This is a genomic window from Parvularcula oceani (assembly GCF_000733125.1).
Lineage (GTDB): Bacteria > Pseudomonadota > Alphaproteobacteria > Caulobacterales > Parvularculaceae > Parvularcula > Parvularcula oceani.
Genome location: NZ_JPHU01000017.1, coordinates 1 through 19207 on the forward strand (window position 1 = coordinate 1; position 19207 = coordinate 19207).

Annotated in this window: 13 protein-coding genes; 10 read left to right on the top strand and 3 right to left on the bottom strand. The window is 62.9% G+C overall.

Annotated features, from left to right (window positions below):
• A partial coding sequence (locus IE88_RS0114580; protein WP_162178357.1) for an RHS repeat protein occupies nucleotides 1–5561 on the bottom strand: 5561 nt, incomplete at its 3' end.
• A gap of 329 nt (nucleotides 5562–5890) precedes the next feature.
• Entirely contained in the window at nucleotides 5891–8170 is a 2280-nt protein-coding gene (locus IE88_RS0114585) for a Calx-beta domain-containing protein (RefSeq protein ID WP_238319322.1), read from the bottom strand.
• A gap of 674 nt (nucleotides 8171–8844) precedes the next feature.
• Between IE88_RS0114585 and IE88_RS0114595 the strand changes: the two genes are divergently transcribed.
• The 10 genes from IE88_RS0114595 to gspD all read left to right on the top strand — a co-directional run bounded on the left by IE88_RS0114595 (nucleotide 8845) and on the right by gspD (nucleotide 17370).
• Nucleotides 8845–10416, top strand: a complete 1572-nt coding sequence (locus IE88_RS0114595) for a GspE/PulE family protein (RefSeq protein ID WP_162178359.1) — start codon at nucleotides 8845–8847, stop codon at nucleotides 10414–10416.
• Nucleotides 10413–11603 carry a type II secretion system F family protein gene (locus IE88_RS0114600; RefSeq protein WP_031555899.1) on the top strand — a complete coding sequence of 397 codons (1191 nt, stop codon included), beginning with the start codon at nucleotides 10413–10415 and terminating at the stop codon, nucleotides 11601–11603. Before IE88_RS0114595 ends, IE88_RS0114600 begins: the two co-directional genes overlap by 4 nt.
• Nucleotides 11587–12039 carry a type II secretion system major pseudopilin GspG gene (gspG, locus tag IE88_RS0114605; RefSeq protein ID WP_202900519.1) on the top strand — a complete coding sequence of 151 codons (453 nt, stop codon included), beginning with the start codon at nucleotides 11587–11589 and terminating at the stop codon, nucleotides 12037–12039. The genes IE88_RS0114600 and gspG overlap by 17 nt, the downstream gene beginning before the upstream one ends.
• Entirely contained in the window at nucleotides 12017–12439 is a 423-nt protein-coding gene (locus IE88_RS0114610) for a pilus assembly FimT family protein (protein ID WP_031555904.1), read from the top strand. The genes gspG and IE88_RS0114610 overlap by 23 nt, the downstream gene beginning before the upstream one ends.
• Nucleotides 12429–12773 carry a prepilin-type N-terminal cleavage/methylation domain-containing protein gene (locus tag IE88_RS0114615; protein ID WP_031555906.1) on the top strand — a complete coding sequence of 115 codons (345 nt, stop codon included), beginning with the start codon at nucleotides 12429–12431 and terminating at the stop codon, nucleotides 12771–12773. Before IE88_RS0114610 ends, IE88_RS0114615 begins: the two co-directional genes overlap by 11 nt.
• A 34-nt stretch (nucleotides 12774–12807) precedes the next feature.
• A complete protein-coding gene (locus IE88_RS0114620) occupies nucleotides 12808–13374 on the top strand; it encodes a hypothetical protein (protein WP_156032632.1) in 567 nt (188 codons plus the stop codon).
• Nucleotides 13371–14261, top strand: a complete 891-nt coding sequence (locus tag IE88_RS0114625) for a hypothetical protein (protein WP_156032633.1) — start codon at nucleotides 13371–13373, stop codon at nucleotides 14259–14261. The genes IE88_RS0114620 and IE88_RS0114625 overlap by 4 nt, the downstream gene beginning before the upstream one ends.
• A complete protein-coding gene (locus IE88_RS0114630) occupies nucleotides 14251–14799 on the top strand; it encodes a hypothetical protein (RefSeq protein ID WP_156032634.1) in 549 nt (182 codons plus the stop codon). Before IE88_RS0114625 ends, IE88_RS0114630 begins: the two co-directional genes overlap by 11 nt.
• Before the next feature lie 7 nt (nucleotides 14800–14806).
• Nucleotides 14807–15250: a hypothetical protein gene (locus IE88_RS18425; protein ID WP_031555916.1), complete on the top strand. Its 444-nt coding sequence runs from the start codon at nucleotides 14807–14809 to the stop codon at nucleotides 15248–15250.
• Between the two features lie 89 nt (nucleotides 15251–15339).
• Nucleotides 15340–17370 (top strand): type II secretion system secretin GspD, encoded by a 2031-nt coding sequence (gspD, locus tag IE88_RS0114640; RefSeq protein ID WP_162178360.1) that lies wholly within the window; start codon nucleotides 15340–15342, stop codon nucleotides 17368–17370.
• A gap of 726 nt (nucleotides 17371–18096) precedes the next feature.
• On the opposite strand, the gene IE88_RS0114650 is transcribed toward gspD, so the two are convergent.
• Complete coding sequence (locus IE88_RS0114650) at nucleotides 18097–19011, bottom strand: hypothetical protein (RefSeq protein WP_162178361.1); 915 nt, start codon at nucleotides 19009–19011, stop codon at nucleotides 18097–18099.
• Nucleotides 19012–19207: the final 196 nt, after the last annotated feature.

The following is a 19207-nucleotide window of genomic DNA, read 5'->3' on the forward strand; positions in this document are numbered from 1 at the left end:
TTGCCGTTCGCGTCATAGGCCGGCGCTGCAGGGCCCACCTTGTCGTACTGGTTGAGCGCGTTCGCATCGTACTCCACCGAACCGAACGCCGCGCCGGCAGCCTGCGGCGTCCACAGCAGGGCGCTGCCGCCGGAGGGCAGGGCAGGCAGGTTGTCGTTCACCGCGCTCGTCAGCAGCTGACCCACCCCATTCGAGGTGAACGACCACGCAGCCGACTCGCCGCTGCCGAAGGCGACGCCGAGTCCCGAGAGCATGCCCCGATCCTCGTAGTCGAAGCTCGCGCTCACGCCATTGCCGTAGGACAGTGTCTTGCGCCGCGAAAGCACGTCGTAGTCGACCGACAGGAGCTCGCCGCGAGCGCCGTAGAGGGTAGATGGCACATCTGTCCCATCGACCCGATGGGGTGCCTCATTCGCCGCGATGATTCGGTTCAGGGCATCGTAGGCGAAGTCTACGCTCCAGTCGTCAGGGTAGGTCATCCTAGTGACGTTGCCCGCCGCATCGTAGGCGTAGGAGACGGACATCTCGCAGTCAGGGTCGTCGAGGCTCGAGAACGCAGTCGGCTTGTGGTGACATTTCTGCACCAGCCGTCCCGCTCCGTCATAGGCGTAGCGCTGCTGCACGCCGCGGTGCTCGTCGAAAACCTTTCGGTCGACTAGATCGTAGCCGAAGGTGAAGTTCTTACTGTCGCTATCATCTCGGACCGGAACGATGCGCTTCTCGAGCCGGTCTAGAGCGTCATAAACATATTCAATCTTATCATTCGCGCGGGTGCGCTTGATGTTGACATTGCCGTTTGCATCGTAGGTCAGCTCTTCGAAGCTGCTGTCAGGGAAAGTCGTTCGCTTGAGGCGATCATGGCCGTCATAGGCGTAGTCCGTCAGATTGCCGTTCGCATCGCGCACCCAGTCGACCTGGCCCGACAGCGTATGATCCTGCTCCCTGTAACAACTCTGCAGGATATCGGCCGCTGCGTTGTACTGGGTGCGCATGGCGGCGCAGTCCAGGGTGGCGCCCGTACCGCCGTCGTTCCCTCGCCAGCCTCTGATCACCTTCGTGACCTGATCGGCAGCATCGTAGACCGTTCGTGTTTTTCGTCCCTCCGCATCGATTGCCACGATGGCGCGGCCTTCCGCATCGTAACGCGTCTGCGATACGTAACCGTCAGCATCGGTCACCGAGGAGGGGCGGCCGACTTCGTCGTAGGAGAAGGTGGTGACGATCCAGAAGTTCTGGTTGGCATGGTTCGCGTTGCTGCAGGAGCCGACGAGATCGGCAGGCAGACTCGTGTCCCGCGCGCGCAGGCAGGTCTTGATGAGGAGGCCGTCCTCGTCAAAGACATTGACGGAGACCGGGGCTCCATGTGGACCGCTCCCGTCTGGGTCGGCGGTTCGCACGTAGATTGGACGGCGCAGGGCATCGAATTCGGCGACCGAAATGTCGACGACGTCGCTGCGGGGCCCGTCGATCTCGATGACGTTGCCGACCGCATCTTGATTGAAGGACGTGCGGTAAGAGAGGGCGGTATCCTGGCAGCCCAAGGTCACCGATCTCACGTCGAATTTCTTCGAAGAGCTGACGCCGCTCGCATGGGGGTTCCAGTACTCGTAGCAAGTCTCCTCGCCCTCCGCATTGATCATCCGCGTCGGCAGATGGAACTGGTGCGGCGAGTAGAGGAGCTGGACAAACGCATTATCCGGCGTGACGGACGAGTAGGCGGTGTAACGATATTCCGTCTCAGGACGCCGGCCGTCCACAGTCGGCCGCAGGATCGTCCTGATGCCGCCATGAGCGTAGTAGAAGATGTTGTAAACGCCCTGCCGCGCATCCGTGATCTGGCGCACGTCGCCATGGCGGCCGAAGGTCGTATCGTAAACTCTCGTGACTTCGATCCGGTCGCTCGGAGTGTCGCTGGCGATCCGCGTCTCGCGATCGACGTTGAAATAGGCATCGTAGCCGAACTCGATGATGCGACCGCCTGGTGATACTTCGCGGTCGGTCAGGCCCAGATGGTTGCGGTGTATCGTTTCCATACGGCCGAGGGCATCCATGTGCCTCGTAGTCCGTGCGCGGCGGTCTGTGATGACTGTGCTCTCGTGCCCCAGGGGATCGATCGAGACGGTTCGGATCCGGCTTTCTCCTGCGCCCACGCCATGGACTGCAGATCTCGTGACGGAGCCGAGCTCATCCTCGATTGAGACGGCCTGCCCGAGGTCGTTGAAGGCGATAGTTGAGGCCGGCGTCGTCGGCTCGCTCGGCTTGAACAGCTCGGTGACTGTCGGCACGTAGAGGAACTCGTCTGCCGTACCGGCGAGGGCGGGCGTGTAGGCCCACGACTCCCCGGCCGCATCCCGATAGGATGTGATCATCGACAGGTTCGTGATGTTGACCGTCGTTTGAATCATCTGGTCGCTGCGCTGGCCAGGCACCGTCTCCCGACTTGCCTCCAGCTTCTTGTCCGTCTCGTACGCAACGGTGCGCCCACTGTCGTCGGCAACATTGATGAAAGCGCCGTCTTCGCTAACGCTGACGGTGATCGATCGGCCGATGGAGTTCGCCATGTGGCGGAGAAGGCCGCCATTGTCCCAAGTGTAATAAACTTCCACTCCGGATCGGAACTTCCACCGGTCGCCGAAGAAGCGTCGTTCGGAGATGGGATAGGATTTCGACACATTGGTAAAGTCGATGATGTCGCCGCCTTTCGATTCAAGACGGAAGGAGATGTCAGTGTAGTCGAAGCTGTACTGCTGAGGCTGGAGAGGAAGCTTCGGCACACCGGTCTGCGTCAGGCGAGCAAGAGTCCCGACAGGCGGTTCGAAAGAGCCGTCCGGCAGTTTCAGATAACTTCCGGGAGCAGGGCCGCCAGTGACATTGACCGCGTTCTCGTAGAGGGCCCCGTCGAACCAGGCGGCGATTGCCATCGACAGAACCCGATCGGCGAAGTCCGGTGACCCCGTGTTCAGGTCGTTGAGCATGCGGATAGCGAGTGCAAGCCGAGCTGCGCCGATCGCGTCGCCACTCCCGAGGCCTCGCTGGGTATCGCTGGTGATGGTTGCAGACAGTTCGACGCTCTGCTTCACGCCTGCGAGCTTTGTCGTGGTGTTGGTTGTGGTGCTCGTAAATCCTGTCTCAACCGTACCTGTTTCCACGGTTTTGGACTTGTCGAAATCCAGAGTCGAGCGGGTCGGTCCGAGATCATAGGACAGGCCATAGGCCAGCGACATCGGAAACTCTCCGGATCCAGTGACCAACGGCGCACCTATAGGAAGGTTCAGGGCGCCGCTCGCAGGATCAATCTCGGCGCGGAAGTCGAACGCCTCCGGATCCTGCTGGAGTTCATGCGCCTCGAGGGCGGCCTTGGCAGGGTCGACGCCGCTCGGAACGCCGGCTCCTCCGCCCTTCCTGACCGCGAACGTGTTGTCGCTGGTGAGCCCGGCATTCATGTAGACGAGACTCGAGACTCGCGCTCCCGGCTCGTACACATAAGCCGGGATGTAGTGAAACTGGTAGTCGAACCCGTCCACGGACCGTCCCACCTCACCTGATCTCGGAACGATGACATCATAACCCGCGGAGAGGAGGTCGCTGAGGTACTGCCTGTGCAGAGAGGTGTAGCCGCTGCCGAGCTGCCCGAGATCGCTGCTCGTCCGAAGCCGAACCAGGCTCTGCCCCTTCGCCGTCGCCACCCGGAAAAGGCTGACGGCGGAGACCGCATCCGGCGCAGCATAGTGGCGCCGGATAGCTCCTCCCTCCAAGGCACTGGCCAACAAGCTGAGCGTCTCGAAGTTGGCGGCCTCTTTGGCTGCGTCACCCTCATGGTCGATAAGGCTGGTCCGACTGATCAGGGTGACAGGAGTGCCGCGCTGCTCCCCGCGGATGTCTTCGATGAAGCCGAACTGACCATGTTGGCGGATACTGACATTGGCGACGCCTTCTTGGAGGCGAAGAAGCGAGCCGGTCTCGCTGTGAAGTTTCTGAGCCGCCAGCGTAGAGTCACGGCCCTCCCAGAGCAGCATCCGGTTCCGGCAAGTGGCGGTGCTGCAACCGATTTGATGATCGCTCTCGGAAGAAAGCTGCTGCTGCAAATAGGTCTCGAGGCCAGTTCCGCCGCGCCCCGGCTGCGCGATCAGTGAAATGACCGTAGGAAAACGGAGGGGGAGCCCGTCACTTCCACGCTCCCAGTCCTGCTCTCCGCCATTGTATCTCTGGACCCAGACCCGAGGATGGAACGTCTGGACAAGGTCGCCGTATGCGCCGCCTCCTGCGGCGTAAGGGAAGTCGACAGCGTAGTGAAGGTAGCGGTTTCCGGCTATGGAGTAGTTGACCGCTGTTCCGTCCGCAATTTTCTTCGTCCCGACATAGAGGCTCGGAAGCTGGGAGGGGTTGCTTGCGCGATAATCGATCTCGGAGGCGGTGACGATGCGGAGCCGTTGGCCGTAGACTTCGTCAAGGAAGAGAGTTGCCGGCAGGACGCCTGCGAAATTCATGTGGATCTTGACTCGGAACTGATCCGGTATGTCTCCGACTGCGGCTGAAAAACCGCTCGCCTTGGTATAGATCCCTCCGGGGCCCGAACCTGGCTCCGCCCAAGCTGCGAAGGCCGCAGGGTCCGACCTTCGGCCGAAGGTTTCGGCAGCGGAACCCCAGTCGGGCTGACCTTTCAGGATGTCGATCAGTTCCATCGACTTCCCATTGAGGGCTGTGTCCACATCGGCGAAGGATACGTTGCGATATTCGGTCGACGAATAGGGGCTTCCAAGGGCCGCCTTGGCCGCACTTGCGCATTGTACGCCTTGTTCCATGCACGGATTGAAGGACTGCGAGCGGTCAGCGATCGTGAGGCTCGGATCCCATGAGGCGCTTCCGCCACCCGTCTCGACCCAGGCGTGGCCGACTTGAATTTGACTCGTGCCGGAAAGCAGCTGGGTCCTGTTGCAGTCTAGGGCAGCGCCCCCCTGCATGGCGATCGGAATGCCGCCATCGGCGAAGGCTCGGCAGAGCACATCCTCGCGGATCTGGAGCGAGGTATTGCCTGATGCGGGCGCAACCTCGAGACCTGCCCAATAGGCAGCGTTGGCGACAGAGACAGAGAGCATCCCGATCGCGATCTTGGCGTCGATGCCTTTCTCGATCAGCAGCTTCTGCAGGAGGTTCGCCTGGTCGAAGGCCGTCCCTGACTGGTCCAGAAGCGTCGCATTCGCCCCCTTCGCCAACCCGAAGCGAAACTCCGTCCCGACATTGTTCAGGACATAGGCATGGGCGTCGCGAATGAACGCCTCAGGCGTGTCGGCCGAGCGCCAGATGTTGTCGGCCAGCGTCGAGACATGCACATCGGCCTGTTCCGCCGCCGTCTGCCCATCCGTATGGGTGGTGCTGGAGCCGAGGCGAGAGTAGGCAGCCGACGGTGTCACGGGAGCCCCCTCCAGGCGCTCGAAGCCAGGCAGTTCCTGCGCGGCAGCCGAACCGGAGACCCCGGCTGCCAAGGCTGCAGACGCAAGAAGAGCGGCCAGCGTTGCGCCGGCGCAGGACAGTGAAGGTTTCGAACGTCTGGTGGCGGGCATCGGCATCTCGTCCTGCGGGGCGACAAGGTTTGGCGGGCGGGTAATGGCTGAGAACACTAACGGCCTCGATCAGCGGGCGGTGGTTCGTACGATGGACGAAGCGAGACCGAACACTTTGGCCGTCGCCGCTCCGGCGCTGCAACCGGACGAGAGTGTTTCGTCACGACCTGGAAGAGTACAATCCGACGTCTCGGCGTCCGTGCCACTGCTTTCCCACCACCGGGAAAGAGCGAGGTTTAGGGAGTCAGCGCCCAGCACCGCCCCTGAACGAAGGGAGGAACGGGAGCCTGCTTCCGACAAGCAGTCATACACGGTCATGGGCACTGCCCTCACTGGAGAACGATCGGAGGCTGACCACCACCACCACCACCACCACCGCCCCCAGAGGGAGGAGGAACCGTCAGTGTCACCGTGGCGGTGTCGGACTTTCCCTTGCCGTCGGTAATGGTGTAGCGGAAGGTTGAAACGCCGTATTCCCTCGCCCAGATCCAGATCGATCCGCTGCCGGAAGGTGCGACACTTCCGTTCGTTGGCTGCGTCACCGACGTGATGGTCAGGCTGTCTCCGTCCGGGTCCGAATCATTGCCGATGACATATCTGTAAGCCTCTTGGTAACGCGTCAGAGTCACCGAATCGTTCCTGGCGACCGGCGGGTCGTTTGGCGGCTGCTTGATTGTGCCCAAGCCACGGCTGTCGGCGATCGTCGCGCCGCCAGTGGCGTTGGAGAGGCGCAGCTCGAGAGTTTCGTTGCCCTCGCTCCAGTTGTTGTCGGGCTGAGTCGGAACCTCGACGACCCGGGAGGTGGTAGTCGGCGTGAAGCCCAAGCTGCCCGACCGCTGGGTGTAGTCGCTCCCGGCCGTGGCAGAGACGTTGGCGGTGGCGTAGCTGATGTGATGATCGCGCTGCGTCGCACCCGTTTTGGTGATGGTGAAGCGTAATCTGCCGCCTTCGGTGACTGACGGGTTGTTGACCGCGAACTTCGGCGCAGGGTCGTCGTTCTGGATCTGCCCCTCTCCGCGACTGTCGGCGATCGTCGCGCCGCCGGTTGCTGAGCTTAGGTTCAGACGGACAGTCTCATTGCCTTCGTAGACGCTATCCTCTCGCGTCTGCACCGTGACGTTACGAGAACTCGTGTGAGGGGGGAAGGTAATCGTCCCCGACTTTGCATCATAGTCGTCGGCGGTTGCGGATGCGTTCGCGGTGGCAAAGTTTACTTTGTGGCTCAATGCGCTGTCGCCGCTCAGCGTGATCTCGAAGGCGAGTTGTCCGCCTTCTGAGACCGACGGATCGCTGACGCGGAAGGCAGGTACACTTTCGTCATCGACGATCTCGCCGATCGCGCGGCTGTCCGAGATACCCAGTCCGTTGGTCGCGTTCGCCAGGTTGACGTTGAAGACTTCGGTAGCTTCATAGACGGTGTCTTGCCGGACATTTACAGCAAAAGTCTTTTCCGTTTCGCCTGGAGCGAAGGTGAGCGTTCCGTTCTCGGCGTCGTAGTCCGTACCAGCCTGCGCCGTCGAGTTGCTGGTTGCGAAGTCGATCTTGTGACTTTTCGAACTGGAGCGGTTTAGGGAGACCGTGAATTCGAGCGAGCCCCCCTCCTGAGCGCTATCGTCACCGACGCGCACCGACACCGGATCGTCATCCGCGATGCGGCCGTCTCCGTGATCATCTCCGATCATGGCGCCGTTGGTCGGAGAACCGATCATGAGGTAAACATACTCGACTCCCTCGTGGATCTCGTCTTGGGTGATAGCCACCCTGACTTCCTTTTCGGTCTGCCCGACCGGGAAGGTCAGAGTGCCCGAGGTCGCCGTATAGTCGTCGCTCGACACGGTCGGGTGGTTCTGAGTCTCGTAATCGACCCTGTGCTCTACCGAGCTGACACGGTCTAAGGTGACCGTGAATATCAACTCACCGCCTTCCGTCGCTCTCGGGTCGTCGACGAAGAAGCTTGGCGCCCCATCAGTGTTCCCGATCGCACCGATCGCAACGGTCTTCGCGCCACCCGGAACGCAATTGGGGGCTTGGTCCGTGAGCTCGATCTCCAGCGTGAGGTCATCCGCATAGACACCATCAACCTTTGTGGAGAGGCCGACGATGACACAGTTTGGCTCGTCGCACCCGATAAGCACGTCGTTCCCATCGGTACCAATGACTCGCCTGCCGGTCTCGGTGAATTCTATGCTGCCGGTCTTGGAGCCAAAATAGTTCGTCCCATGCTTGGCGCTGCCGTCGCTGATCGTGTAGTTCGCAGCGACGGGTGCCTCCTTGCCCCCTCGCTTGACGGCGAAGAGAAGCAACCCTCCTTCTGGAGTGTAAGCATTTTCGACAGTGAGATGGGGGCCCCCGACGACCGCCACTTCTTTCCGGTTGCCGGCCGCATCATAGCGGAAGCTCTTCGCCGGATCGCAGGCGTTACTCGTGCCGCCCTGAAGCCACTCGGTTGAGATTAACCGCCCTAGGGCATCATAGCCGTGGCTAACGACATCCTGCGCATGCGCCGCGCAGGCATGGAGCGACATCAGAGCCGTACCACTCATGACGCTGAAGCGCAGACGCGCCCGCAGCCGACCGCCCCCGCTCGAGCGGATCCACCGTCCGTTCACCAAGGATTTGCCCTCGCCCAATGTTCCCGGAAACAACCATCCGCGAATTCTAAACTGGTTGCAAGATGGAAATCGAAGAACCATAATTGTGCGTGGCAGGGATAGGGTGCGAGATGCGAAATCGAGTGATGGGTGCAGGGGTCATTTGCCTTGTGCTTGGCGCAGGCGGGCCGGCCGCGGCGCAAGCGGCCGGACAGCACGGCTGCGAGCGGCCGCGGGAGCTTGAGCTTTCCGAGCCAGTGGCGAACCAGTCGGAGCTAGAGCGCCTCGAGGCTGTTCACGTGCAGTACAGGAAGGAGAGCACGGCTTACATGAAGTGCTTGTCGGACTTCTTTGACGCAAACTACAGTGATCTGCCTCCGGAAGAACGTGAGGCGTTGGCTGCGGCCTTCCGGGCGGAGGCCGACCACCTAGACCGTAGCGTTCGTCACTGGAACATGCTCGTGCAGAACATTGTGGCGACTGACGAGGGGCAGCCTCGGGACGACTAGAGGAGGCGCTTTGGCAGTCCGGGGCCTGCCGCGATATCGGCGTTGGGAGCCATGCAACCCGTTCGAGAGCGGCAGGCCAAGGGCCCGCTTATGCTGCGCCCGGAGCACCTGATTGAGGGAGCGGCGACACGTCCGAGAGAGGCTTGGAGCACGCAGCGGAAGACTGATATTGTGCAAGAAGGCGTGACGGCATTCCTGAGCGGTTTGGTCGGGCAGGGCTTCCTCACGGACCCGGACCGGACGCGGGTGGAGGCCCTAATTGGATCCACGGACGAGCCTTGGGATCAGATCGTGTGCCGCCTGGGGTTGATGACCGAGGTCGCACTGACCGCTGCACTCGCGAAAGAGACCGGTTTGCCAATCGCTGAACCGCATTCTGAGGCCTATGCAGACGATCGGTGCAGCACCGCCTTCCTGCGCGCTGGCCGGGCCCTCCTCCTGCGAGAAAAAGGCGAGACAGTCATAGGGCTGGTCGATCCGTTCGAAAGCGGAGTCCAGGAGGGCGCATCCTTTGCGCTCGGAAGGGAGTTGATCATACGACTCCTGAGTGCATCCCGCTATGAAGCGCTGCTTCTTACTGTCGAGGCGATGGACAATTCGGAGGTGCTCTCTTCCGAGACGGCCGACGTGGCGTTCGATGCGGAGTGGCTTGCCGATATGGCGTCGAGCGAGCCGGTGGTTCGGCGCGTCAATGCTCTGATCGCCGAAGCCAGCGCAAGACGCGCATCTGACGTACACCTCGAGCCACACGAGGGCGGCTTCGCAATCCGGTCGCGGGTTGATGGCGTCTTGGGAACAGCGGGCCGCATGTCGCGATCGGAGGGGCTTGCGGTGGTCAGCCGGGTGAAGATCCTGGCTGACCTCGATATCGCCGAGCGCCGCCGTCCCCAGGACGGCCGCTTCACCTTCCCCGTTGCGGGACAGAAGATCGACCTGCGCGTCTCGACCGTACCGACCGACTACGGAGAGAGTGCCGTACTGCGCCTCCTCGACCGCTCCAGCGTTGCGCTGGACTACGCAAGTCTTGGCTACTCGGAAGCGCAAGCGACGACGATCCAGTCGTTCCTGCACAGGCCTTACGGCCTCGTCCTGCTGACTGGGCCGACCGGCAGCGGCAAGACGACGTCGCTCTACACCTTCCTTCAGGATCTCGCTGACGGCAGCCGGAAGATCCTCACCGTCGAGGACCCGATCGAATACCGCCTGGCGAGAATCTCTCAGAGCCAAATTGATCCCGCGATCGGCGTGACCTTCGCCAGTCAGCTGCGCTCGTTTCTGCGCCACGATCCGGACGTGATGATGGTGGGGGAGATCCGTGACATCGAGACGGCACGTATCGCCGTGCAAGCGGCCTTGACCGGACATCTGGTGCTGTCGACTCTGCACACGAACGATGCGCCCTCGGCGGTTACGCGCCTACGCGACCTCGGTCTTGAGGATTACCTTCTGGCCGCGACCTTGAACGGCGTCGTCAGCCAGCGGCTCGTCAGCCGCCTCTGCACGGCGTGCACCGGCAGGGGGTGCGGTGCATGTGGAGAGACCGGGCGGCGTGGCCGTGTCGCCGTCGCCGAAGCGCTCACCGTCAACGACAGCGTCGCGGAGGCCATCAGAGCAGGCGCACCCGAAGCCGTCCTGCGCGAAAAAGATTCCCAGTTCGTGCCGATCGCCGCTGACGCGTGGTCCAAAGCCCAGGCCAGCCTCATTGCGGCGGGCGACGCCGCGCGGGTCTTGGGTCAGCCCGTGACTGCCCCATGACCCGCTACGCCTATGTGGCCGAAGCGGCCGGCGGAGCGGTGATTCGCGGCAGGGTTGAGGCGGATAGCGAACGCGCCGTCATCGACGCTCTGTCCGCCGATCGGCTGCGACCGCTTTCGATCAAGCCGTTACGCGGCGAGATCCGTCTCGGTCGACGGACGGCGTCGATGCCGGTGACGACGCAGTCGCGACTCGTCAAGCGGCTGGCCGAATTGCTGAGCTCAAGCATTCCGCTTGCTGATGCGCTGGCTTTGATGGGGCGAGGAGAGGCGCAGGAGGCTGCCACTGCCCGGTCCCTGCTTGCGAGCGTGCGCTCGGGGCAGGATCTATCGTCCTCCTTCGCGCTCCTCGCCTCCCCCCCTCCTGCGCAGCTGCTGGCGCTGGTGGCTGTTGGCGAGGAGACAGGTACACTCGCACAGCAACTCTCGCGCCTCGCGGAGGAGCTTGAACGAAAGGTCGCGCTCCGCCGAGACATCATCGGGCAGCTGGTCTACCCAGCGGCACTCCTGGTGCTGATCCTCCTGACCCTTGTCTTTCTCGCCCACCTCGTCCTGCCTCAGTTCGAGGCGGTATTCGCAGGCTCTGCCGCCGTTCCGCCTCCCGAGACCCGCTTCGTCCTGGCTGCCGGCCGCTTCGTGAGAGAGTGGGGAGCACTCTTTCCTCTGGCGGCCCTGCTCTTGGTCCTAGTCTGCGTCGCTTCTCGCCGCGCCTATCGCGACACGTTCGATAGTCTGCTGCTCCGGCTGCCCTTCGTGGGTCGCATTCTCGCCCGGAGTGAAGCGGCCCGTTTCTGTCGGGCTCTGGGAGCGTTGACAGCCGGAGGGTGCGGTCTCGCCAAGGCTCTTCCTCTCGCGCGCCAGGGCCTGACCTTTCCGGTCTTGCGACGGCGCCATGCCAATGCTGCGGATGCCGTCCGCTCCGGCCTGCCGCTCTCGACAGCTCTGGGACGCGAGACACTGCTTCACGACGAAGCTCTCCAACTCGTCTTGATCGGGGAGCGGACAGGGCGCCTTGGACAGATGTTGCTCCAGGCCGCTGAAACCTGTGAAGCCGAGGTCACTGCAAGTTTGAAGAAAGCCACTGCCTTGACAGGCCCTGTACTGACCGCCCTGATGGGCCTCCTGACGGCGGGCGTGATCGCTTCGGTCATGACCGGTGTGCTGAGTTTGAATGATGCGGTCTACTGAAGAACAGGTGCGGGAACCTCGACGCGCAGTGCAGCAGCACGGGCTGACGCTGTTCGAGCTTCTTATAGTCCTCGCCATCCTCGCCCTCCTCGCGACACTGGTGGCACCGCGGGTCATCGGCTACCTTGGCAAAGCCAGAACCGACGTGGCGCGAACGCAACTGGCTAACATCGTCACTGCCTTGGAACTCTATGCGATCGATATCGGTGAATATCCAAGCGAGGCGCAGGGATTGACGGCGCTGGTGGAGCGTCCGGAAGGCCTATCGCTGTGGACCGGCCCCTATCTGCGTGAAGCTACAGGCCTGACTGATCCATGGGGGCAACCTTATCACTATGATCTTCACGACGAGGGCAGGCTTTTCACTGTCTCCACTCTCGGGCGTGACGGTGAGAAAGGAGGCGAGGGCGACGATGCGGACCTCACCAAGAGCTGAGCATCAGTTTGGGTTCACGCTCTTCGAACTCCTGATCGTGCTGGCCGTACTGGCTGCTGCAACGGGGATCGTCGGGTTCGCCTTGCAGGGCAACGGATCGTCAATGACGGTTCGCGGTGCTGCGGACCGATTCGCCAGTGACCTCTCCCGCGTCGCGACCGCGGCGCGCGCCACGGGAGAGGCAATGACAGTCGAACTCGCCACAGATGGATATACGGCAACGGCGCTCGGCATTGACGTGCGGCTCTCTCGCGGCGTTTCCCTGTCCAGCAGTGCCGGGACGTCTCTGACCTTCTACCCGGATGGATATGCGCAACCTGTCTCCGTCGTGCTGAGGCGGGGCGAGATCCAAAAGGTGGTTTCGATAGAGGCTTATACAGGACGGATCCGTGCCGAGTGAGCGCGGCTTCGCCCTCACGGAGGTGCTCGCTGCCGCTGCCATCGCGGCTGCTGTGGTCGCCGCGTCATCGGCCACGCTCGCCTCGACGGTGAGAGCTGCGGCACGATCGGGCACGATCTATGAACAGGGTCTGAGTCTTCGCAACGCCGAGGCCATGCTCCGCGCGGGTGTTCCCGCGGCCCAGGTGCGGCTCGCTCATCCGGCCGTCGAACTTGTCTCCGCTCCGGATCCCGCCAGCCAGAACGGCTGGCTTCCGCCGGGCGCTCTCGCCGCATGGTCGCTGACATCGACATCCGGCGAGACACTGACCGTCTGGGTGGAATCCCATGACTAGCCTTGGCCGGCAACGGGGCTTGACCCTTGCCGAGGTGCTGATCGCCACCTCTGCATTGGCGCTGCTGGCAGTTGTCCTCGCCGCCGCCATTCAGGGATCTGTTCGCGCTTCCGCTTCTGTCGCCTCAACGCTCGAGGGGCGTGATGAGATACGCACGACCGAACGCGTACTCCGCGATCTCGTTGGCAGGGCCGTCTGGACCGGGGTGTCCGAAGAGCGTTTCGGCTTCGCCGGCGAGCCTCGGAGCCTGTCCTTCGTCAGCCTCGCTCGTGACGGGGAGCTGGATCGGGTTGAGCTCGAGGGGAATGCAGGCCTTCGCCTGCAGGTGACCTCCCTGACTGACGGAGAGGATCTCATCTTCGCAGATGCACTGGCGCCGAACCTGCAGCGAGTGCGCTTCACCTATTGGGGGCAGAAGGGCGGACAGGCGCCCCGCTGGCATGGCGTCTGGAACGGCAACCGGCCACCCCGTCTCGTGCAGATGGAGGCGCGCCGCGGAGATGGCCGCAACTTGCGTTTCCACCTGTTCATCGACAGCGAGATGCCCATGATCTGCGCGTTTGACCCCGTGAGCCGCTCATGCCGGAACGCGACCGAATGAGCACACAACGGAGACTGCTCCGCCGATCGCTCCGCTGGTGGCGTAAAGGCCTCGCCTACGGCCTTCCCGCTCCCCTCGCTGAGCGGGTACGGCCTGCGACGCCGCATGTCGTCATCTTCGGAACAGCGCTATCGGCTGAGGAGCAGCAGCGCCCGGTAGAGGTGAGGCTCGAGGGATGCCATGCCTTCTGGACCGGACTGTCAATTCCTGCGGCGGGAGCGCGGCGGGCGAAGGAGGCAGTTGAACTCCGCCTGGACGAGCTTTCGCCGGTGCCCCGGAGCCACACCCGTTTCGGGATCGGACGCATCGTCAAAGCGGAGGAGGGGCGGCTTTGGGTGCCGGTCGCGATCGCCAAAGCCGATACAGTCGAATCCGCGACAAGGACACTGCCGCTGGCCGGCGGAACTGTAGTCGCTTCCCAGGACGGGCGGCACGTCGTTCTCGCGCGACGGGAAAAGGAGAGGCATCTTGGCACCCGAACCTTCTCCTCGCCCGCCGTCCTCGCCTCTTTGCTCTTCGTCAGCATGTTCGTGGGAGCCGTGACCTATACCGACCGCTGGGTGGACGCTGCCGGGCAGAAACAGGTCCGGCTTCTAGCTCAGCTGAGTGCAGTGGAGGCCGAGGGAGACCGACTGAATGCGCTAGCCGTGGAGCGAGACCATCGAACGCTGCGAACGTTGAGGGATTGGTTGGGCGCCTCGCCTTTGCCGCCGGACGCGATGCTGACCGAGTTCATCGTCGAGGACGGTTCCATCTCTCTCCGGGGACACCTGCCTGTCGGCGCTGATACGGATTCGCTCCGCTCAGCCGGTTCCTTCGAGGCGCGGGACGAACGGCGGCCAGGATGGGAGGCGTTCTTTTACAAAGGAACGAGCGATGGTGAATAAGCATGGGGTCTCTCATATGGCGCAAGCTGCAGCTGCATGGCTGATTTTGGCCGCCGTGACCTCCGGTGCCGTGGGAGCCGGCTTTGTGTGTGTGAACTCGTTCGCCTCGTCCTTGGCGGAGGCGCGGTTCGTTCATATGCGGAATGAGGATCTGGTTGAACGTCTCAGCCGAGCGGAGCAAGGGAGAGCAGCCAGCCTGCGAGGCCTGACTAACGGGCACGACAGGCTGCCGACGCAGAACGATGCTGAGAAGCTGCTCGTGGCTATGTCGGAGCGCTTGGCCGAGATCGGCAGCGACGTGGTGGTCCAGCCTGCTGTGCAGATCGCACAACAGGAGCCGTTCGTTTTCCTTCGCGCTCAACTTGCGCTCCGCGCGCCGCGAGGCCGCATCCACGAGGTGCTCGAAGCCCTTCAGAGCGACGGCGTTCATGTCGAGCGCCTGCGGTTCGAAGCGCCGGAGGCGAGCGGCCGTGTCATTGCGCTCGACGGAGCGATCGTTCTGATCGCGCGAAGAAGTGGCGAGGGGGCCGATGAGTAGGTGGCTAATGGTGCTGTTCGTCCTCGGGCTGCCAATTGGCCTGGGCACTGTTCTGCCGGTGCCGGCAGGGTCGCGCTCAGGGGAGCAGGACGCTCTGGACGCTGCTAAGGTGCGGCCAGTTCTGCCGGATGCGGAAGACCTCGATCTGCTTCTGGCGCGGTTCGACCGCATGGCGCTACCTGCCCAGAGAGACATTCCGCCACCGCCGCCGCCAGCCCCCGATCCAGCCGCGGCGTTACGCCGGGTACAGATCATAGGCATCATCGTTGCTGACACCGAGCCTGTGCTGCTCGCGCGCCATGGCGGCTCGCTGAGATGGCTGAGAGCCGGAGACTCCGCGGCAGGCTTTCGTTTCACCGGCATCGATGCGCGCTCCGCTTTGTTCTCGGACGGCGAGCGCACGGTGCGGCTCAGCCTTCCGGACGCTGCGGCGCAAGGCGTGCAATATTAATCGGGGAGAGCGAGGAAACGGAGCATATGGGCTTACGCTCCGGCTCTCCTCGTGGTTTTATGTCGTCAGGGAACGGGCAGGGCAGTACCGTGCGAACACATCGAGCGATCGCGATCGCCAGCGGACTGGTGTCGGCTTGCGCCTGTGCGAGCGAACCGCATGAGCGCTCGCCGCTGCGCGACGATCCTGTTCTCGAACAGCAAGCGCCTGACCTCGCCGCCGGCTCCAACTCGATTGAGGAGATTAGCGAGACGGCGGAGGCAGGGCTGGGCGACCAGGAGGATCGGGTTCTCTACCGAGATGCACGCAAAGGGACAGTCTTAAGGCCGGGCCAGGACGTTGGCCGTTATCTCGTCTCTGAACTCCAGCTCAACTTCGTCGAGGCACCGGCAGTCGATGTTGCCCGGACTGTCATCGGTGCAGCTCTCGGCGAGCCGGTGGCCGTCGCGAGCGCAGTCGACGGCAATATCACCCTCACCTCACCCGAGCCTCTCCCGGTGCGGCAAGCTCTCGGCAATCTGGAAACCGTTCTCGCAGCCTCGGGCCTGACACTGATCGAGGGAGAATCTGGCTTCCTCCTCACCCGGCTGGAAAGCGCTCAGCAGGGCAGTCAGACCGTCCCCCGAGGCGGCGTCGGCTACGGTCTCACCGTCGTTCGGATCAGTAACGCTGTTCCTTCACGTCTTGTCAGTCTCGTCCAGCCTTTCACCGCGAAGACGGTTCAGGTGACACCCGATGACACGCGGGGGCTGATCATGCTCCGCGGACCTGCTCCCGACGTTGCGCGGGTGGAGGAGGCGCTGCGCCTCTTCGACACGACGGAGCTGACCGACAAGGTATTCGGATTGTTCGAACTGCGCTACACGGAAGCAGCGGACGTCCAGTCGGAGCTTCTTCCTCTCCTGCGGGCCACCGCCGGCAGCGCTGCGGAACTCGTCGAGGTGATCCCGCTGCCGCGCCTCAACCAGCTCTTCGTGCTGACGCGGACCGACGATCAGTTCGAGCAGGTCCGCTCCTGGATCGCTCGCCTCGATCGTCCCGCTTCCGGCGATGAGCGACGCCTCTACTACTACCTCGTCCAGAACACGCCGGCTGACACTCTAGCCAGCCAGCTCGAAGCCGCATTCGAAGGGGGAGGCGGCCTCATCCGCACCGCTGGTGAGATCCCGGGGCGTCCGGAGCCGATTGCACGCGCTGCGCCTATCACGCCGATCCTCGATGCAGAGCGAGGGATCTCGATCGTAGCGGACGTGCTCAACAACGCCCTGATCGTCCGCGCGACCGGGTCCGAATATCGGGAAATCGTCAACCTGATCGAGCGTATGGACGTGCTGCCACCGCAAGTTCTCATTGAAGCGACGATCGCCGAGGTCACGCTCAATGACGAGCTGCGTTTCGGCATTCGGTACTTTTTCGAAGACGGGAAAGGCGCCGCGACGCTCTCCGACAATGCCGGCGGCGGTGTAGGCCCTGTCTTTCCCGGCCTCACTGCCACCTATTTCGACGGCACCGATGCCGGAATCGCGATCGACCTTCTGGCTTCGGTGACCGACGTCTCCGTTCTGTCCGCGCCGTCCATCATGGTCCAGAACAACCAGATCGCCAGTCTGCAGGTCGGCGACGAGGTGCCGATCGTCACCCAGCAGGCTGTCGCGATCGTCGATCCTGATGCGCCGATCGTCTCTACCGTCCAGCTGCGCGAGACGGGCGTCATCCTGGAGGTGAAGCCGCGCATCAACGCGTCCGATATGGTGGTGCTCGAAGTTCAGCAGGAGGTGTCGGAGGTGGCGCCGACGCGAACCGAGGGCATCAACACGCCGACGATTCAACAGCGTCAGTTCCAGTCCACGGTTAACGTGCTCAACGGCAGCACGGTCGCTCTTGGAGGGCTCATTCGCGAGACCGTTACGGATTCGGAATCCGGCGTGCCGGTACTTCGCCAGATCCCGCTCGCCGGGAACCTCTTCAAGTCGCAGAACCAGGCCCGGCGCAGGACCGAACTTATCGTCTTCCTGACGCCGAAGATTGTCCGGACCCCCGGTGAAGCAGACGAGGCTCTCCTCGATCTCAAGCGCGACCTCAGGAACCTCACGGTTCTGGAAAACTATGGGACCGATTGACAATCCTAGTCGCCAGCGAGGTGCCGCGCTGCTCATCGTTCTCTGGACGGCCATGCTGCTCGCAGTTCTTCTTACGACCGCGACCGAGCTTCTTCGAGCGGACTTGGCGGCCGGTAAAGCAGACCGCTCCGTCGCCTCCGAACGGGGGGCTGCGCGCAATGCCATGGCGGCGCTGATGCTCGCCAAACAGCGAGGTCGTGAGCCCGTCGAGGTGGTTGTCGATGAGGGAGCCTTCCGAGTTCGGCAGGGCACTCCCGGTCCCGTTGCGACGCTGAATACGCAATCAGCAGAGCAACTAGCTGTTCAGCTCGGGGAGCTTCTCGATGAGGAGCAGGCAAGAGCAGCCGCTTTCCTAATCGTGGATTGGCGAGATCGGGACGACCTGCTGTCCGATCCCACGGGAAAGGTAAAGGGGACAGAGCGCCATGCTGCAAACCGACCGTTTCTGACCGTCGGCGAGGCCGCTGCCCTTCTGGACCTTCGTGCGGCACAACTCACCTGCGCGCTCTCACGAGCGCTGGGGGAGAGTGCCCCCCTAACACAGAGGTATCCCGGTGACACTCTTCGCATGGAACTCGCTGCCGCTGACGGCGAAGGGCCCGTCCACGTCCTGAGGGCGCGTTATGCGGGAGGACAGAAGGGCAACATCTTGATCTCTCGCTCACTGCGCTACGGCCTGTCCGAAGACGTCTGTATCGGGGCGGCTGGCGCACCGGGGCGAGGGGGCTAGCCTCCGGAGAACCCGGTCGCTGCCTGGAGAACCAGCGCCACCACCAGGGGACCGAGCGAGGCGCCGATGCCAAGCCCATCGCTTCTGCGCAGGGCAGCCATGACTTCCTTGGGGGTCGACCACGCAGCTATGCGGTCCGACAGCAGGACGGCACCGAGCCAGGCTCCGAGCAGGAGCAGGCTCTCAAACAGTGCGTTGAGCGTGCATACCCCGTTGACGTAAAGCTTCGCAGATGTCGCTGTTTCCTCTCTCAGGAGAAGATCGGAGAGTGCCCAGCTCAGGTAAGCGCGGTCGAACATCAGGACGCTGATCAGAAGCAGGGCGGCCAGTGATATCAGCATGCTAATTCTCTCTTGGTGCTGAGACTTCGTTCCGCTCTGCGGTCGACGATCGGCGTAGGCGAGCATGAAGATCACCAGAACGGCACTGGTGCTCGCCGCCATATGAATGCCATTGCTGAGTTCAACGGCCTTTGTGAATCGCCAGGTGGTTGCCACCTCGGAGCCGGGGCTTGCGATGCTCTCCACCCCTCTTAGCATCTCGCTGCTGTTACCTATCGTCAGGACGAAGGAAATGCTGGCAGCAAGCAGCAGGAGGAACAGATTGCTCTCGGGCAGCTCGTCCTCGCGCATATTCTGAGTGACGTAGGTAAACGAGACCGCGAGGAGGCCAGCGCCGAGGGAAGCGCTGACGATCACAGAAGCTGAGAAGATCAGTGCACGTCCCCGTCGAGCGACTTCTGGCAAGTGATCGTTCTCGCCGCGTGCGTTATGAACGTCGACGACCGTGTCGACGTTCATAACGAGCAGGGCGAAGATGAGAAGCAGACCAGCTGCATAAAGGCTTGGGGCGATAAGCATACGCCACGAATTCGGATGCCTTTCCGTTATCTCGTTAGAACCGGCTGACATCCGCACCCCCTTCAACCTCTGCGGCAGGTTAGGCGCGGCAGGTCGCGATAGGCAAATCAGGCATGCTGCCATTTGCGGAATAGGGCGGCGCACCATTGAGTGGAGGATCTCCGATAGGTCCGAAGGGGAGGTGAAGCTGGGCGTCTTCCCTCAGGCGCAGGAGCGGAGCAGCAGTCAAGATCGGCTGCCAGACGCG

Coding starts and splice junctions, on each gene's coding strand:
- IE88_RS0114600 (WP_031555899.1), top strand. CDS start 10,413: ATGACCCGCTACGCCTATGTGGCCGAAGCGGCCGGCGGAGCGGTGATT.
- IE88_RS18425 (WP_031555916.1), top strand. CDS start 14,807: ATGGTGCTGTTCGTCCTCGGGCTGCCAATTGGCCTGGGCACTGTTCTG.
- IE88_RS0114610 (WP_031555904.1), top strand. CDS start 12,017: ATGCGGACCTCACCAAGAGCTGAGCATCAGTTTGGGTTCACGCTCTTC.
- gspG (WP_202900519.1), top strand. CDS start 11,587: ATGATGCGGTCTACTGAAGAACAGGTGCGGGAACCTCGACGCGCAGTG.
- IE88_RS0114630 (WP_156032634.1), top strand. CDS start 14,251: ATGGTGAATAAGCATGGGGTCTCTCATATGGCGCAAGCTGCAGCTGCA.
- IE88_RS0114650 (WP_162178361.1), bottom strand. CDS start 19,011: ATGTCAGCCGGTTCTAACGAGATAACGGAAAGGCATCCGAATTCGTGG.
- IE88_RS0114625 (WP_156032633.1), top strand. CDS start 13,371: ATGAGCACACAACGGAGACTGCTCCGCCGATCGCTCCGCTGGTGGCGT.